This is a genomic window from Xylanimonas allomyrinae (assembly GCF_004135345.1).
Lineage (GTDB): Bacteria > Actinomycetota > Actinomycetes > Actinomycetales > Cellulomonadaceae > Xylanimonas > Xylanimonas allomyrinae.
This window is the reverse complement of record NZ_CP035495.1, coordinates 1,073,062-1,090,004: the sequence shown is the minus strand read 5'-3', so window position 1 is coordinate 1,090,004 and position 16,943 is coordinate 1,073,062. Positions and strand designations below refer to the sequence as shown.

Here is a 16,943-nt window from a genome sequence, read left to right as displayed (position 1 = left end):
CGTCGCCGCTGTGACGCACGTCGCGGCCGCGTGCCCCCGCACGAGTCGGGGCGCCACGGGCGGCCAGGTAGTCTGTCCACCGCAAGGCACCCTTTAACACCGTCCCGTGAGGCGGAGAAGGAGGTCCAGGTGAGTTCCGGCCTGCCATCGGTCACCACAGTCCTCGGCGCCGAGGACGTCCAGCGGGCGCTGACCCGCATCGCCCACGAGGTCGTCGAACGGTCCCGCGGGGCCGCCGACGTCGTCCTGCTGGGCGTTCCCACGCGGGGTGTGCCGCTCGCGCACCGTCTCGCCGAACGGCTGGCGTCGATCGACCCCGCGTTCGACCCCACCGCCGCCCTGGGCGAGCTCGACGTGACGATGTACCGCGACGACCTGCGCCGCAACCCGACCCGCGCCGTCGGCGTGACCCGGCTGCCCGCGGTCGGCATCGACGACAAGATCGTGGTCCTGGTCGACGACGTCCTCTTCTCGGGCCGCACGATCCGCGCCGCGCTCGACGCCATCAGCGACCTGGGCCGCCCGCGTGCGGTGCGCCTGGCGGCCCTCGTGGACCGCGGGCACCGCGAGCTGCCCATCCGCCCCGACTTCGTGGGCAAGAACCTGCCGACCTCGACGAGCGAGCGCGTGCTGGTGCGGCTGGCGGAGATCGACGGCGAGCCCGACGCCGTCCTCATCAGCGGGCGCGACCCGAAGGGGGACGCGCGATGAAGCACCTGCTGTCCACCCAGGACCTCAGCCTCGACGAGGCGATCCTCGTGCTCGACACGGCCGCCCAGATGGCGGCGACGCAGTCGCGCGAGATCAAGAAGCTGCCGACGCTGCGCGGCCGCACCGTGGTCAACCTGTTCTTCGAGGACTCCACGCGCACGCGCATCTCGTTCGAGACGGCCGCCAAGCGGCTGAGCGCCGACGTCATCAACTTCTCCGCCAAGGGGTCGAGCGTGTCCAAGGGCGAGTCCCTCAAGGACACCGCGCTGACGCTGCACGCCATGGGCGCCGACGCCGTCGTCGTCCGGCACTGGGCGAGCGGCGCGCCCCACCAGCTGGCCCACTCGGGCTGGCTCGGCAGCGGAGACAGCCCGGTCGCCGTGCTCAACGCGGGAGACGGCACCCACCAGCACCCGACCCAGGCGCTGCTGGACGCGTTCACCATCCGCCGCCACCTGGTGGGCCGCGCAGGCGGCGCCACGGGCGACGGCGTGGGCCGCGACCTCAAGGGCCTGCGGGTCGCGATCGTGGGAGACGTGCTGCACTCGCGGGTCGCCCGCTCGAACGTGCAGCTGCTGCGCACGCTGGGCGCCGACGTCACGCTCGTGGCCCCGCCCACGCTGCTGCCGGTCGGTGTCGAGACGTGGCCCTGCGCGACGTCGTACGACCTGGACGAGACGCTCGCGCACTGGGCGCCCGACGCCGTCATGATGCTGCGTGTGCAGCGCGAGCGGATGTCCGGGGGAGCGGGGGCGTTCTTCCCGAGCCCGCTGGAGTACTCGCGCCGCTACGGGCTGGACCACCGTCGCCTGGCCATGCTGCCCGGGCATACCGTCGTCATGCACCCCGGCCCGATGAACCGCGGCCTGGAGATCTCTGCCGAGGCCGCGGACTCGACCCGCTCGGTCATCGTCGAGCAGGTCGCCAACGGCGTCGCGGTGCGCATGGCCGCCTTGTACCTGCTGCTGGCCGGGGGCTCCCCGGCCGAGGGGAGCGCGATCTGATGCCCGCCTACGTCCTGAGGTCCGTCCGCCCGCTGGGCGGCGAGCCCGCCGACGTCGTCCTGACGGACGGCGTGATCGCGCAGATCGCGCCCGCCGGCGCCGCCGAGGCGCCCCCAGGTGCCGTCGAGATCCACGGCGCGGGTCACGTGCTGCTGCCCGGCCTGGTCGACCTGCACACCCACCTGCGCGAGCCGGGCCGGGAGGACGCCGAGACCGTCGAGTCCGGCACCCGCGCCGCGGCCGCGGGGGGTTTCACCGCCGTGCACGCCATGGCCAACACCTCGCCCGTGGCCGACACCGCGGGCGTCGTCGAGCAGGTGTGGCGGCTGGGCCAGGAGGCCGGCTGGGTGGACGTCCAGCCGGTCGGGGCCGTGACGGTCGGGCTGGCGGGCGAGCGGCTCGCCGAGCTCGGTGCGATGGCAGACTCCAAGGCACGCGTGCGCGTTTTCTCCGACGACGGCAAGTGCGTCTTCGACCCGGTGCTCATGCGTCGCGCACTGGAGTACGTCAAGGCGTTCGACGGCGTCGTCGCCCAGCACGCGCAGGAGCCGCGGCTGACCGAGGGCGCGCAGATGCACGAGGGCGTCGTCTCGGCGGAGATCGGCCTGGCCGGATGGCCGGCGGTCGCGGAGGAGGCGATCATCGCCCGCGACGTCCTGCTGGCCGAGCACGTCGGCTCGCGCCTGCACGTGTGCCATCTGTCGACGCGCGGCAGCGTCGAGATCGTGCGCTGGGCCAAGGCGCGCGGCATCGACGTGACCGCCGAGGCCACCCCGCACCACCTGCTGCTGACCGACGACCTGGCCCGGGGGTACGACCCGGTGTTCAAGGTCAACCCGCCGCTGCGCACCGCCGACGACGTCGAAGCCGTGCGTGAGGGCCTCGCGGACGGCACGATCGACATCGTCGCCACCGACCACGCCCCGCACCCTCGTGAGGACAAGGACTGCGAGTGGGCGGCCGCCGCGTTCGGCATGACCGGCCTGGAGACGGCGCTGAGCGTCGTCCAGGAGACCATGGTCGACACGGGCCGCCTGACCTGGGCCGACGTCGCCCGGGTCCTGTCGACCGCCCCCGCCCGCATCGGCCGCATCGGCCACGCGCACGGCCGCCCCATCGCCGTGGGGGAGCCGGCCAACCTCGTGCTGGTCGATCCCGCCGCGACGCGGGTGGTCGACGGCACCGCACAGCAGACGGCGTCGTCCAACACGCCGCTGCAGGGCCGCGAGCTGCCCGGCCGCGTCGTCGCGACGTTCCTGCGCGGGCGCGCCACCGTGCTCGACGGCACCCCCGTCTCGCCGGCGGAGGCCGTCGCGTGAACCTCCCGATGCCCGTCGCGGTCGGGATCTGGATCGTCCTGGGCGTGCTGCTGCTGCTGGTCGTGCTCGGCGGGCGGCGGCGCCTCGCCCGGCGCACCGGACGTCTCGTGCCCGCTCCGCCCGCACCGCCGGCCGGCTCGGCGCTCGGCGCCTCGCGCCTCGAACCGGTGGAAGCCACCTACGTCTCGACGACGTTGGCGGGCGACTGGCTCGCACGTGTCGGCGCCCACGGCCTCGGCGACCGCGCCTCGGCGACCGTGAGCGTGCACGACGCCGGGGTGCTCGTCGAGCGCGCGGGCGCCGCCCCTCTGTTCCTTCCCGCGGGCGCCCTGCGCGGCGCCGGGCTCGCCCCGGGCATGGCGGGCAAGTACGTCGGTGCCGACGGCATCGTCGTGCTCACCTGGCACGCCCCGTCCGACGGGTCCGTGCCCGCCGTCGACCTCGACACCGGCCTGCGCACCCGCCACCCCGCCGACAAGTCCCGCCTCGTCGACGCCGTGCGGCACCTGGCCGCCGCGACCGCCGGGGCCACCGACACCCCGCAGAAGGAGAACCTGTGACGACCACCGACCACCGCACCGACAGGGCGGTCCTGGTTCTCGAGGACGGCACCGTCGTGACCGGGCGCGCCTACGGCGCCCGGGGCACCACGCTCGGGGAGATCGTCTTCTCGACCGGGATGACCGGCTACCAGGAGACGCTCACCGACCCGTCGTACCACCGCCAGATCGTCGTCATGACCGCTCCCCACATCGGGAACACGGGCGTCAACGACGAGGACCCGGAGTCGGGCCGCATCTGGGTCGCCGGCTGGGTCGTGCGCGATCCCGCGCGCCGCGTCTCGAGTTGGCGCGCCCGTCGCTCGCTCGACGACGAGCTCGCCGCCCAGGGCGTCGTCGGCATCAGTGACGTCGACACCCGGTTCCTGACCCGGCACCTGCGCGAGCTCGGCGTCATGCGCGCCGGCATCTTCTCGGGCGACGCCCTGCTCGACGCCGCCGGGCACCGGCGGCCGGCCGACGAGCTGGTGGCCGCCGTCCAGGCCGCCCCGCTCATGGCGGGCGCCGACCTGGCCCGCGAGGTCTCCACCGAGCGGCCCTACGTCGTCGAGCCCGCCGGCCCGTTCGCCGGGCGCGAGCCCGTGGCGACCGTCGTCGCCGTCGACCTCGGCATCAAGGCGATGACCCCGCACCGCCTCGCCGAGCGCGGCGTGCGCGTGCACGTCGTGCCCCAGTCCGCCACGTTCACCGACATCACCGCGCTCCTGCCCGCCGACGGCCCCCGGGGCGTGTTCTTCTCCAACGGGCCCGGCGACCCGGGCGCCGCCACCCACGAGGTCGCCCTGCTGCGGCAGGTGCTCGACGCCGGCATCCCGTTCTTCGGCATCTGCTTCGGCAACCAGCTCCTGGGGCGGGCGCTGGGCTACGGCACGTACAAGCTCGGCTACGGCCACCGCGGCATCAACCAGCCCGTGCTCGACCGCACCACAGGCAAGGTCGAGGTGACGGCCCACAACCACGGCTTCGCCGTCGACGCGCCCGTGGACGCCGTCTCCACCGCACCGCACGACGCCGAGCGCACGGACGGCACGGCGTACGGCCGCGTCGTCGTCGCCCACGTCGGGCTCAACGACGGCGTCGTCGAGGGGCTCACCGCCCTCGACATCCCCGCCTTCTCGGTGCAGTACCACCCCGAGGCCGCCGCCGGGCCCCACGACTCGGCCTACCTCTTCGACCGCTTCATCGAGCTCATGCGCACCCGCGAACCCGTAGCCGTCCCGACCGAGGCCCTGACGGCGATCGCCTCGCTCGGCACCAAGGAGAACTGATGCCCCGCCGCACCGACATCTCGTCCGTCCTCGTCATCGGCTCGGGCCCCATCGTCATCGGGCAGGCCTGCGAGTTCGACTACTCCGGCACCCAGGCGTGCCGCGTGCTCAAGGAGGAGGGCCTGCGCGTCGTCCTCGTCAACTCCAACCCGGCCACGATCATGACCGACCCGGAGTTCGCCGACGCCACCTACGTCGAGCCCATCACCACCGAGGTCCTGACGACCATCATCGCCAAGGAGCGCCCCGACGCCCTGCTGCCCACCCTCGGCGGGCAGACGGCGCTCAACGCGGCCATCGCCCTCGACGAGGCCGGCGTGCTGGCCCAGTACGGCGTCGAGCTGATCGGTGCCAACATCCCCGCCATCCAGAAGGGCGAGGACCGCCAGCAGTTCAAGGACGTCGTCGAGCGCTGCGGCGGGGAGTCGGCGCGCTCGCACATCGTGCACACGATCGACGAGGCGCTGTCGGCGGCCGCCGACCTCGGCTACCCGATGGTCGTGCGCCCCTCGTTCACCATGGGCGGGCTCGGGTCGGGCCTGGCCTACGACGAGGCCGACCTGCGCCGCATCGTCGGCCAGGGCCTGCACTACTCGCCGACCACCGAGGTGCTCCTGGAGGAGTCGATCCTCGGCTGGAAGGAGTACGAGCTGGAGCTCATGCGCGACAAGCACGACAACGTCGTGGTCGTGTGCTCCATCGAGAACGTCGACCCGGTCGGCGTGCACACCGGCGACTCGGTCACCGTCGCCCCGGCGCTGACCCTCACCGACCGCGAGTACCAGAAGCTGCGCGACATCGGCATCGCCGTCATCCGTGAGGTCGGCGTCGACACCGGCGGCTGCAACATCCAGTTCGCGGTCGACCCCGACACCGGGCGCGTCATCGTCATCGAGATGAACCCGCGCGTCTCGCGCTCCTCGGCGCTCGCGTCCAAGGCGACGGGGTTCCCGATCGCGAAGATCGCGGCCAAGCTCGCCGTCGGGTACACGCTCGAGGAGATCCCCAACGACATCACGAAGGTCACCCCGGCGTCCTTCGAGCCGACGCTCGACTACGTCGTGGTCAAGGTGCCCCGCTTCGCGTTCGAGAAGTTCCCCGCCGCGGACGACACGCTGACCACCACCATGAAGTCGGTCGGCGAGGCCATGGCGCTGGGCCGCAACTTCACCGAGGCGCTCGGCAAGGCGCTGCGGTCGATCGACAAGGCCGGCGTGCAGTTCCACTGGGACGGCGAGCCGGTCGCGGGCGAGGACCTGGACGCGCTGCTCGCGGAGATCACGCGGCCCACCGAGCTGCGGCTCGTGGGCGTCCAGCAGGCGCTGCGCGCGGGGGCCAGCATCGAGCAGGTCTTCGCGGCGACCAAGATCGACCCCTGGTTCCTCGACCAGATCCAGCTCATCAACGAGGTCGCCGACGCCGTCGCCACGGCTCCCACGCTGACCGAGGAGGTGCTGCGCGACGCCAAGCGGCACGGGCTGTCCGACCGTCAGGTCGCGGCCCTGCGCGGCATGGGTGCCACGGGCGAGGAGTCGGTGCGCGAGATCCGTCACGCCCTGGGCATCCACCCGGTGTTCAAGACGGTCGACACGTGCGCGGCCGAGTTCGCCGCCACGACCCCGTACCACTACTCGTCCTACGACCAGGAGACCGAGGTCGCCCCGCGCGAGCGCGAGGCCGTGATCATCCTGGGCTCGGGCCCCAACCGCATCGGGCAGGGCATCGAGTTCGACTACTCGTGCGTGCACGCGACGCTGACGCTCGCCGAGAAGTACGAGACGGTCATGGTCAACTGCAACCCGGAGACGGTCTCCACGGACTACGACACGTCCGACCGCCTGTACTTCGAGCCCCTCACCTTCGAGGACGTGCTGGAGGTCTACCAGGCCGAGCTCGCCGCAGGCCCCGTCAAGGGCATCATCGTGCAGCTCGGCGGCCAGACGCCGCTGTCCCTCGCGCAGCGTCTCGCCGACGCGGGCCTGCCCGTGCTGGGCACCAGCCCGGAGGCCATCGACGCGGCCGAGGACCGTGGCCTGTTCGGCCAGGTCCTGGTCGACGCCGGCCTGCCGGCCCCCGCGTTCGGCACCGCCCGCACGCTGGCCCAGGCGGTCGAGGTCGCCGAGCGCATCGGCTACCCGGTGCTGGTGCGCCCGTCGTACGTGCTGGGCGGGCGTGGCATGGAGATCGTCTACTCCCGCGACCAGCTCACCACCTACGTCGAGCGGGCCATCGCGGCGGCGCGCGCGACGGCGAGCGCCACGGGCACGACGCTGGCGGCGCCGCTGCTCATCGACCGGTTCCTCGACAACGGCATCGAGATCGACGTCGACGCCCTGTACGACGGCACCGAGCTGTTCCTCGGCGGGGTCATGGAGCACATCGAGGAGGCCGGCATCCACTCGGGCGACTCCGCCTGCGTGCTGCCGCCCATCTCGCTGAGCGAGCACGAGATCGAACGCATCCGCAGGTCGACCGAGGCAATCGCCCGCGGCGTCGGGGTGCGGGGCCTGCTCAACGTCCAGTACGCGCTGGTCAGCGACGTGCTCTACGTGCTGGAGGCCAACCCGCGCGCCTCGCGCACGGTGCCGTTCGTCTCGAAGGCCACGGGCGTCTCGCTCGCGAAGGCCGCCGCGCGCGTCATGGTCGGCGAGACGATCGCCGACCTGCGCGCCGAGGGCTTCCTGCCCGCACACGGCGACGGCGGCACGCTCGACCTGGGCGCGCCGATCGCGGTGAAGGAGGCGGTGCTGCCGTTCAAGCGGTTCCGCACCGCCGACGGTCACGTCGTCGACACGGTGCTCGGCCCCGAGATGCGCTCGACGGGCGAGGTCATGGGCTTCGACGTGAACTTCCCGCGTGCGTTCGCCAAGTCGCAGGCCGCAGCGTTCGGCGGGCTGCCGACGTCGGGCCGCGTGTTCGTCTCGGTCGCCGACCGTGACAAGCGCGCGATCGTGTTCCCGGTCAAGAAGCTCACCGAGCTGGGCTTCGAGGTGCTGGCCACGCCCGGCACCGCGCAGGTGCTGACCCGCAACGGCATCCCGGCGACGATCGTGCGCAAGTTCTCCCAGGGCCGCGGCCCGGACGGCGAGCCCACCATCGTGGACCTCATCTCGTCGGGCGAGGTCGACCTGGTGGTCAACTCGCCCTCGGGCCAGGGCGCGCGCGCCGACGGCTACGAGATCCGCGCGGCCACGACCGCCGCCGACAAGCCGATCATCACGACGGTCGACCAGCTGGGCGCGGCGGTGCAGGGCATCGAGGCGATCCTCGCGGGCCCGTTCGGCGTCGCGAGCCTGCAGGAGCACACCGCCCAGACGCACGCCCGCCTGGACCGGGAGCCCGCCCGTGGCTGAGCGCGCACCGTTCGGCGCGCGCCTGAGCGCCGCCATGGACGATCTGGGGCCGCTGTGCGTCGGCATCGACCCGCACGCGTCGCTGCTGGGGGACTGGGGCCTGGGCGACGACGTCGCCGGGCTGCGTGAGTTCTCGCTGCGCGTCGTGGACGCCGTCGGCGGGCGGGTCGCGGCCGTCAAGCCGCAGGCGGCGTTCTTCGAGCGGCACGGCTCGGCGGGCGTCGCGGTGCTCGAGGAGACGATCGCCGCGGCGAGCGCCGCCGGGACGCTCGTGATCGTGGACGCGAAGCGCGGCGACATCGGCTCGACCATGGGTGCCTACGCCGAGGCTTTCCTGCGGGACGGCTCGCCGCTGGCCGGGGACGCGCTCACGGTGTCGCCGTACCTGGGCTTCGGCTCGCTCGCGCCTGCGGCCGAGCGTGCGGCCGCCACCGGGCGGGGGCTGTTCGTGCTGTGCCTGACGTCCAACCCCGAGGGCCGGCAGGTGCAGCATGCCCGCACGGACGGGGTGTCGGTCGCGGCGTCGATCGCGGCGCACGCCGCGGCGCTCAACGCCGGGGCGGCACCGATGGGGTCGGTCGGTCTCGTCGTCGGCGCCACGATCGGCGACGCCGTCCGCGGCACGGGCACGGACCTGGAGGCCGTCAACGGGCCGCTGCTGGCGCCCGGCGTCGGCGCGCAGGGGGCGGGCGCCGCGGAGCTGGCCGACGTCTTCGGGAGCGCTCGCCGGCAGGTGCTGGCGTCGTCGTCGCGCGGTGTGCTGCGTGCCGGGCCCGACGCCGCGGCGCTGCGCGCGGCGGCCGACGCGGCGACGCAGGAGGCGCGCGCGGCGCTGCGTGGCTGAACGCGACCGGCCGCGCCGGCGGCGTTGAGTTCCGAGGGTCTGCGTCGTCGTACGTCGCGGAGCCCGGTACCCGGCCGGGCGTGCCCGCCCGCAGGAGGAACCATGTCGTCCGACCCAGCCGTCACCGAACCTGCCGTCACCCGCGACGCCGTCCCGCCCGTCGTCGACCACGCCACCTGGCTGGCCGCGCACGAGGAGCTGCTGGTGCGCGAGAAGGCGCACACCCACGCCGGCGACGCGCTCGCGGCCGCGCGGCGCCGCATGCCGATGACGCCGCTGCCGGCGGTCGACGTCGTGGGCGCGCACGGGCCCGTGAACCTGCTGGAGGTCTTCGACGGGCGCGACCAGCTCGTGGTCTACAAGCACATGGCGCACGTCGGCGAGCCGGTCGAGAACCAGTGCGAGGGCTGCACGTTGTCCGTCCACGCGGTGCACGAGCCGTCGTACCTGCACGCCCGCGGCATGTCCTTCGCCGTGTTCTTCGAGGGGCCGTGGGACCTGGCGCGCGAGCTGCGCGACTTCATGGGCTACACCGTGCCGTGGTACTCGGTGGCCGACGTCGCGGACCCGACGCTGGGCTCGCGGTTCGGGGAGTGGCTGTGGCTGCTGCGACGGGGCGACGACGTCTACCTGACGTATGCGGTGACGGGCCGCGGGACCGAGGCGATGATGGCGTCGATGCAGGTCATCGACCGGAGCGTCTACGGGCGCGGCGAACGCTGGGAGGACTCGCCCGCGGGGTGGCCGCAGCCGTTCGGCCCCAGCGGGTTCTGGCGGGTGGACGGCCGCCCGGCCCCCCAGTGGGCGCGCCCGGGCGCGACGCCCGTCGCGGCGCACGCGCACCACCATCACTGAGGCCGCGAGGGGCGGCTCGGGCTGCGATTCGGTGACAGTCTGCGCCACCCGGCGCGCCCCGATTGCCGCTCACGCAGGTCAGCGCTAGTTTCGTCGGTGCAGTACCGACCCATCGGCTCGACAGAGTAGGTGACTCGCGTGGCCCTTCCTCCTCTTACACCGGAGCAGCGCGCCGCAGCTCTTGAGAAGGCTGCCGAGGCGCGCCGCGTGCGCGCCGAGATCAAGAACCGCCTCAAGTACTCCCAAGGTTCTCTCAGAGATGTGATCGAGAAGGGGCAGACCGACGACGTCGTGGGCAAGCTCAAGGTCGTCGCGCTGCTGGAGTCCCTGCCGGGCGTCGGTAAGGTGAAGGCCCGGGCGATCATGGAAGAAGTCGGGATCGCCGAGACCCGTCGCGTTCGTGGCCTGGGTCCACACCAGGCGGCGGCACTCATCGAGAGGTTTGGCTGACATCACCGCATCGAGCACGGGTGCGCACCCTGCACCCGACGTCCCCGCACGCCTGACCGTCCTCGCGGGGCCCACCGCGGTGGGGAAGGGGACCGTCTCGGCCGACGTGCGCGCGCGCTACCCGCAGGTGTGGCTGTCGGTCTCGGCGACGACGCGCGCCCCGCGTCCCGGCGAGGTTCACGGGGTCCACTACCTGTTCGTCACGTCCGAGGAGTTCGACTCCCTCGTCGCCGAGGGGCAGATGCTCGAATGGGCGGTGGTGCACGGGCGCAACCGCTACGGAACTCCGCGCGGACCCGTCGAGGAGCACCTCGCGGCCGGCGTGCCGACCTTGCTGGAGATCGACCTGCAGGGCGCACGCCAGGTGCGTGCGTCGATGCCTGACGCCCGTTTCGTGTTCCTGGCGCCCCCGAGCTTCGAGGAGCTGGAGAGGCGGCTCGTGGGCCGCGGCACGGAGGACGCCGAGGAGCGCGAGCGCAGGCTGGCCACGGCGCGCGTCGAACTGGCGGCCGAGAGCGAGTTCGACGTGACGATCGTCAACGACGACGTGCATCGCGCGACCGACGAGCTCGTGAGCCACATGGGCCTGGAGGCGAAGGGCGCGGTGGGGAGGAACGCGCAGGTCGGAGGGTAGACTGTCGGGCAGTCTCTGTCCCCTCCTGCGTCTGGAGCGTGAACCATGGCCGGAACCGTGGCCCAGCCCATCGGCATCACCGACCCGCCGATCGACGAGCTGCTCGAGAAGACCGACTCCAAGTACGGCCTCGTGCTGTACGCGGCCAAGCGTGCTCGGCAGATCAACGCCTACTACTCGCAGCTCAACGAGGGCCTGCTCGAGAACGTCGGCCCGCTGGTCGACGTGCGCGCCCAGGAGAAGCCGCTGTCGATCGCGATGCGCGAGATCAACCAGGGCCTGCTGTCCTCGACCCCGATCGAGGAGACCGAGGTCACCGAGAGCCTGCCCGACGGCTTCTGAGGAACCGATGAGGATCCTCCTGGGCGTCAGCGGGGGCATCGCGGCCTACAAGGCGGTGCTCCTGCTCCGTCTCCTCAAGGAGGACGGTCACGCGGTTCGTGTCATCCCGACGGAGGCGGCGCTGCGCTTCGTCGGCGCACCCACCTGGGAGGCGTTGTCGGGCGAGCCGGTGAGCACGGACGTGTTCGAGGACGTCGCGCACGTGCCGCACGTCGCGCTCGGCCAGGGCGCCGACCTGCTGGTCGTGGCGCCCGCCACGGCCGACCTTCTGTCGCGCGCGGCGACGGGTCGCGCGGACGACCTGCTGACATCGACGCTCCTGACCGCGCGCTGCCCGGTGGTGATGGCCCCTGCCATGCACACCGAGATGTGGGAGCACCCCGCCACCCGCGCGAACGTGGCGGTGCTGCGCGCGCGCGGCGTCCATGTGATCGAGCCGGCGAGCGGACGGCTGACGGGCGCGGACACCGGCGCCGGACGGCTGCCCGAACCGCAGGACGTGGCGCGCGAGGCGCTGGCGGTCGCGGCGGCGGCGCGCGCTCCCCAGGATCTCGCCGGGTGCCGTGTCGTGGTCTCCGCCGGGGGGACGCGTGAGCCGCTCGACCCGGTGCGCTGGATCGGGAACCGCTCGACGGGCAGGCAGGGCCTCGCGCTCGCCCAGGCCGCGCGCGCCCGCGGTGCGCACGTGACGCTCGTCGCGGCGAACCTCGAGCTCGGCGGGGCCGAGGCGGCCGCCGACGACGTCGTGCGCGTCGAGACGACCGCGCAGCTGCGGGACGCGGTGCGCGCTGCCGGGCGCGACGCGGACGCCATCGTGATGGCGGCGGCCGTGGCCGACTTCCGGCCTGCCGCGCCCACCGAGGCGAAGATCAAGAAGGTGCCCGGCCGCGGGCCGGCACCGATCGAGCTGGTCGAGAACCCGGACGTCCTCGCCGAGCTCGTGCGCGACCGGCTGCGCGAGCGGCAGGTCGTCGTCGGGTTCGCCGCCGAGACGGGCGACGCGACGGGCAGCGTGCTCGATCACGGCCGTGCCAAGGCGCTGCGCAAGGGTGCGGACCTGCTCGCGGTCAACGCCGTCGGAGCCGGCCGGGGGTTCGGCACGCCGGACAACGAGGTGTGGGTCCTCGACGCGACGGGGGAGCAGGTCGCGCACGCCACGGGGACCAAGCGGCACGTCGCTGACGCCCTGTGGGACGCGGTCGTCAAACGGCGCCCCTGAAGCGCGCGTCGCGCCGCGACACGCCGTGAGCAGGTCCGCGGTGTGAGACGTCACGCTTCCGCGCGCGTGACCGGCGCACGCCGTACGCCGTAGGGTGAGCGGCATGACCGAAGCGCTGCGCCTGTTCACGTCCGAGTCCGTGACCGAAGGACATCCGGACAAGGTGTGCGACCAGATCTCGGACGCCGTGCTGGATGCCCTGCTCGACCAGGACCCGACGTCGCGCGTCGCGGTCGAGACGATGGTGACGACCGGGCTGGTGCACGTCGCGGGCGAGGTCACCACGAGCGCCTACGTCGAGATCCCGCAGATCGTGCGCGACGTCGTCAGGCGCATCGGCTACACGTCCTCGGCGATCGGGTTCGACGGCGCCTCGTGCGGCGTGTCGGTGTCGATCGGCCAGCAGTCGCCCGACATCGCCCAGGGCGTCGACAAGTCTGCCGAGCAGCGCGACGACGCGTCCGACCATGACCCGCTCGACGCGCAGGGCGCCGGAGACCAGGGGCTGATGTTCGGGTACGCGTGCGACGAGACCCCGCAGCTCATGCCGCTGCCGATCTGGCTCTCGCACCGCCTGGCCGAGCGGCTCGCCGCGGTGCGCCGCACGGGCGAGGTCGCGGGCCTGCGCCCCGACGGCAAGACGCAGGTCACCATCGCCTACGACGGCGACCGGCCGGTGCGGCTGGACGCCGTCGTGATCTCGACGCAGCACGACGCCGACGTGCTCCAGGAGACCCTGGCCAAGGAGATCGCGAGCAAGGTCGTCGCGCCGGTGCTCGAGACGGTCGACCTCGACACGAGCGCGTACTCGCTGTACGTCAACCCGACGGGCAAGTTCGTCGTCGGCGGCCCGCAGGGCGACGCGGGGCTGACCGGGCGCAAGATCATCGTCGACACCTACGGGGGCATGGCCCGCCACGGCGGCGGAGCGTTCTCGGGCAAGGACCCCTCGAAGGTGGACCGCTCGGGCGCGTACGCGATGCGGTGGGTCGCGAAGAACGTCGTGGCGGCCGGGCTCGCGCGCCGCTGCGAGGTGCAGGTCGCCTATGCGATCGGGCGTGCCCACCCCGTGGGCCTGTACGTCGAGACCTTCGGCACCGAGTCCGTCCCGGTCGCGCGGATCCAGGCCGCGATCGAGGCGGTGTTCGACCTGCGGCCCGCGGCGATCATCGCCGACCTGCAGCTGCTCCGGCCGATCTACGCCATGACGGCCGCCTACGGGCACTTCGGGCGCGAGCTGCCCGAGTTCACGTGGGAGCGCACGGACCGCGTCGCAGCGTTGCAGGCGGCCGTGCGGTCCGGCTCGTAGCGCACGGGAGGGGGATCCGTGGGCGGTTCGCCGACGCCCCCTCGCGACGCTGTGGCATCGCTGTCTGCGGCGTGTGGTGAGGTGCGGTCATGAGCCAGTCCGACGACGACGCCGCGCACCGTCCGGGCGCGCAGGACGCGCTGCTCGGGCTCGACGACGTGCGAGCGCTCGGCCGCACGGGCTCGACCCCCCGGACGCGGCGGCGCGTGCCGCTCGGAACGCAGGCGATCGCCGACGAGCTGCCGGTGGCCCGCGTACTGCTCGATCTGCAGCCGGCGCACCTGGACCGCGAGTACGACTACCTGGTGCCGGCGGCGATGTCCGCCGGTGTCGCCCCGGGGGTGCGGGTTCGCGCCCGGTTCGGGGCGCAGGAGGTCGACGGGTTCGTCGTCGCGCGCCTGGCCACCTCAGAGCACGAAGGGCGGCTGGTGCCGCTGCGGCGCCTGGTGTCGCCCGAGCCGGTGCTCACGGCCCCGGTGCTGCGGCTGGTGCGGGCGGTCGCCGAGCGGTGGGCCGGGACGACGGCCGACGTGCTGCGGCTGGCGGTGCCGCCACGCCACGCGCGCACGGAGAAGGAGGACGCCGCGGGGGAGGGCCGGCCGGGGACGGTGCGGTCCGGGTCCGGGTCCGGGTCCGGGTCCGGGTCCGGGTCCGGCGTGCCGACGCAGGCCGCCGCGGGCTCCGGCGGCGCCGAGGCATCCGACGCGTCGGCGGGCGTCGCGGCACCCGACTCCGCTGCGGGCGTCGCCGCACCCATGGGCGCCGCGCCGGCGTCGTGGGCGGGCCTGTGGTCGGCGTACCGCGGCGGTGAGGCGTTCCTCTCGCACGTCGCGGGCGGCGGCGCACCCAAGGCCGTGTGGACGCCGCTGCCCGGGCTCGCGCCCGGCGCGGAACCGGGTGAGGTCCCCACGGACCCGCACTGGGCGGCGGCGGTGGCCGCTGCCGTGCGGGCCGCGGTCGCGGCAGGGCGCGGCGCGCTCGTCGTCGTGCCGGACGCGCGCGACGCGGGCCGGGTCGCGACGGCGCTCGCGCGTGCCGGGGTGCCGGACGTGGCGGTGCTGCTCGCCGACGACGGTCCCGCGCCCCGCTACCGCGCGTTCCTCGCCGCCGCGCGCGGCCGGGCACGCGTCGTGGTGGGCACCCGGGCGGCGATGTTCGCGCCCGTCGCACGCCTGGGGCTGGTCGTGGTCTGGGGGGACGGGGAGGACACGCTGGCCGAGCCGCACGCCCCGTACCCGCACGCCCGTGACGTGCTGGCGCTGCGCAGCGACCTGGAGGGTGCGGCGTTCCTGCTCGGGTCTCCCGGGCGCACCGTGCAGGCGCAGGCGCTGCTCGACGGCTGGGCGCACGAGGTGGTCGCCACCCGTGACGTCGTGCGGGCCCGGGCGCCGCGCGTGCGCGCGCTGACCTCGGTCGAGCTGGCCGCCGAGGGGCCGGGCGCCGCGGCCCGCATCCCGACGGCGGCGTGGCGGGCCGCGCGCGACGCGCTCACGCACGGCCCGGTGCTGGTCCAGGTGCCGCGCACCGGGTATCTGCCGGTGGTCGCGTGCGTGCGCTGCCGCACGCCCGCCACGTGCGCGACGTGCCACGGCCCGCTCGGGCTCGACGGCGTCGGCGCCACCCCGCAGTGCCGGTGGTGCGGGCGGCTGGCGGGCGGCTGGCGGTGCGCGGAGTGCGGGTCGGGCTCGGTGCGGGCGGTGCGCGTCGGGTCCGAACGCACCGCCGAGGAGCTGGGGCGGGCCTTCCCGGGGGTGCCCGTGCGGCTGTCGTCGTCCACGGCGCCCGGCGGGGTGCTCGACCGGGTCCCGGCCCGGCCCGCCGTCGTGGTCGCCACCCCGGGCGCCGAGCCTGTCGCCGACGGCGGGTTCACCGCCGCGCTGCTGCTGGACGCCTCCGTCGCCACCGCGACCGTCGGGCTCGCGACCGGCACTCGTGCCCTGCACCGGTGGCTCGCCGCGGCGCACCTCGTGCGTCCCGCGACGGCCGGGGGCAGGTCCTGCTCGTCGGGGACGCGGCACCCGGCCCGACCGGCGCCCTCGTGCGCTTCGACCCCGGCGGGTTCGCGGCCCGTGAGCTCGCCGAGCGCGTCGAGCTGTCGCTGCCCCCCGCCGTCCGGGTCGCGGCCGTCACCGGCGACCGCGCCGCCGTCGAGGCGCTCGTCGCACGCGTCGGCCTCGCGACCCCCCTGACGACCCTCGGCCCCGTCGAGACCGAGCCCGAGGGCACCGGAGACGGCAGCCTGTTCGACGCGCCGCCCGTGCGCGTCGTCGTGCGCGTGCCGCGCCGCGACGGGCTCGAGCTCGCCCGGCAGCTGCGCGCCTCCCTCGCCGTGCGCTCCGCGCACCGTGAGCCCGGTACGGTACGGGTGCGGCTCGACGACGAGGAGCTCGTGTGACCCCGCGCCCCGGCCCCCGCACGACCGAAGGCGGACCCATGATCGACACGGTCGTCTTCGACCTCGGCAACGTCCTGGTGCGGTGGGACCCGCGCGGCGCCTTCGCGGGCCTCGACCCGGCCGAGGTCGACACGTTCTTCGCCGAGTTCGACTTCGCGGCGTTCAACCACCGCCAGGACGCGGGGCTGCAGCCGTTCGCGCAGGCGCGAGCCGCGGCCGGACCCCGCTGGGCACCGTTCCTCGACACCTACCTCGAGAGGTACGCCGACACCCTCGGCGGCCCGGTCGACGGCTCCGAGGACCTCGTGCACGAGCTGCGCACCCACGGGCTGCGCCTGTTCGGGCTGACCAACTGGTGGGCCGAGACCTACCACCACGCGGAGCCTGCCGCGCCCGTGATCGCGCTGCTGGACGGCGTCGTCGTCTCCGGGCGGATCGGGCTCGCCAAACCGGACCCGGCGATCTTCCGGCACCTCGCCGACACGTACGCCGTCAGCCCCCGGCGCGCCGTGTTCGTCGACGACTCGCCCCCCAACGTGGCAGCGGCCGCCGCCCTCGGGTTCCACGCCGTGCACTTCACCACGACCGACGCCCTGCGCACCGCGCTGCGCGACCTCGGCCTCGGCGTGCGCCCGCCCGGCCCGCGACCCGGCACCGCCGCCCACCCTGCCGGAACGTAG

The 16,943-nt window shown here is 74.2% G+C and carries 16 protein-coding genes; all 16 read left to right on the top strand.

Annotation, left to right across the window (positions count from 1 at the left end):
• The first annotated feature begins 129 nt into the window (after positions 1-129).
• The 16 genes from pyrR to ET495_RS04850 all read left to right on the top strand — a co-directional run bounded on the left by pyrR (position 130) and on the right by ET495_RS04850 (position 16,943).
• A complete protein-coding gene (gene pyrR / locus ET495_RS04920) occupies positions 130-711 on the top strand; it encodes a bifunctional pyr operon transcriptional regulator/uracil phosphoribosyltransferase PyrR (RefSeq protein ID WP_129203101.1) in 582 nt (193 codons plus the stop codon).
• On the top strand, positions 708-1,715 hold the full coding sequence (locus tag ET495_RS04915) for an aspartate carbamoyltransferase catalytic subunit (RefSeq protein WP_129203099.1): 1,008 nt from the start codon (positions 708-710) through the stop codon (positions 1,713-1,715). Before pyrR ends, ET495_RS04915 begins: the two co-directional genes overlap by 4 nt.
• Positions 1,715-3,034, top strand: a complete 1,320-nt coding sequence (locus tag ET495_RS04910; protein WP_129203097.1) for a dihydroorotase — start codon at positions 1,715-1,717, stop codon at positions 3,032-3,034. The genes ET495_RS04915 and ET495_RS04910 overlap by 1 nt, the downstream gene beginning before the upstream one ends.
• On the top strand, positions 3,031-3,594 hold the full coding sequence (locus ET495_RS04905) for a PH-like domain-containing protein (protein ID WP_129203095.1): 564 nt from the start codon (positions 3,031-3,033) through the stop codon (positions 3,592-3,594). Before ET495_RS04910 ends, ET495_RS04905 begins: the two co-directional genes overlap by 4 nt.
• Entirely contained in the window at positions 3,591-4,862 is a 1,272-nt protein-coding gene (gene carA / locus ET495_RS04900; RefSeq protein ID WP_129203093.1) for a glutamine-hydrolyzing carbamoyl-phosphate synthase small subunit, read from the top strand. The genes ET495_RS04905 and carA overlap by 4 nt, the downstream gene beginning before the upstream one ends.
• A complete protein-coding gene (gene carB, locus ET495_RS04895; protein ID WP_129203091.1) occupies positions 4,862-8,215 on the top strand; it encodes a carbamoyl-phosphate synthase large subunit in 3,354 nt (1,117 codons plus the stop codon). The genes carA and carB overlap by 1 nt, the downstream gene beginning before the upstream one ends.
• Before the next feature lie 34 nt (positions 8,216-8,249).
• Positions 8,250-9,059, top strand: a complete 810-nt coding sequence (pyrF, locus tag ET495_RS04890; protein ID WP_129205886.1) for an orotidine-5'-phosphate decarboxylase — start codon at positions 8,250-8,252, stop codon at positions 9,057-9,059.
• A 102-nt stretch (positions 9,060-9,161) separates the two neighbouring features.
• Positions 9,162-9,914 carry a DUF899 family protein gene (locus tag ET495_RS04885; RefSeq protein WP_129203089.1) on the top strand — a complete coding sequence of 251 codons (753 nt, stop codon included), beginning with the start codon at positions 9,162-9,164 and terminating at the stop codon, positions 9,912-9,914.
• Between the two features lie 138 nt (positions 9,915-10,052).
• Positions 10,053-10,364, top strand: coding sequence for an integration host factor, actinobacterial type (gene mihF, locus ET495_RS04880; RefSeq protein WP_129203087.1), 312 nt, complete (start codon positions 10,053-10,055; stop codon positions 10,362-10,364).
• Positions 10,357-10,998 carry a guanylate kinase gene (gene gmk / locus ET495_RS04875; RefSeq protein ID WP_425471205.1) on the top strand — a complete coding sequence of 214 codons (642 nt, stop codon included), beginning with the start codon at positions 10,357-10,359 and terminating at the stop codon, positions 10,996-10,998. Before mihF ends, gmk begins: the two co-directional genes overlap by 8 nt.
• A 45-nt stretch (positions 10,999-11,043) precedes the next feature.
• On the top strand, positions 11,044-11,340 hold the full coding sequence (gene rpoZ / locus ET495_RS04870) for a DNA-directed RNA polymerase subunit omega (RefSeq protein WP_129203085.1): 297 nt from the start codon (positions 11,044-11,046) through the stop codon (positions 11,338-11,340).
• Positions 11,341-11,347: 7 nt separating this feature from the next.
• Complete coding sequence (gene coaBC / locus ET495_RS04865; protein ID WP_129203083.1) at positions 11,348-12,559, top strand: bifunctional phosphopantothenoylcysteine decarboxylase/phosphopantothenate--cysteine ligase CoaBC; 1,212 nt, start codon at positions 11,348-11,350, stop codon at positions 12,557-12,559.
• A gap of 103 nt (positions 12,560-12,662) precedes the next feature.
• A complete protein-coding gene (gene metK, locus ET495_RS04860; protein WP_129203081.1) occupies positions 12,663-13,868 on the top strand; it encodes a methionine adenosyltransferase in 1,206 nt (401 codons plus the stop codon).
• A gap of 89 nt (positions 13,869-13,957) precedes the next feature.
• Positions 13,958-16,057, top strand: a complete 2,100-nt coding sequence (locus ET495_RS04855) for a primosomal protein N' family DNA-binding protein (RefSeq protein WP_245993315.1) — start codon at positions 13,958-13,960, stop codon at positions 16,055-16,057.
• 68 nt (positions 16,058-16,125) lie between these two features.
• On the top strand, positions 16,126-16,263 hold the full coding sequence (locus tag ET495_RS18470) for a hypothetical protein (RefSeq protein WP_245993314.1): 138 nt from the start codon (positions 16,126-16,128) through the stop codon (positions 16,261-16,263).
• A 38-nt stretch (positions 16,264-16,301) separates the two neighbouring features.
• Positions 16,302-16,943 carry an HAD family hydrolase gene (locus ET495_RS04850; protein ID WP_129203079.1) on the top strand — a complete coding sequence of 214 codons (642 nt, stop codon included), beginning with the start codon at positions 16,302-16,304 and terminating at the stop codon, positions 16,941-16,943.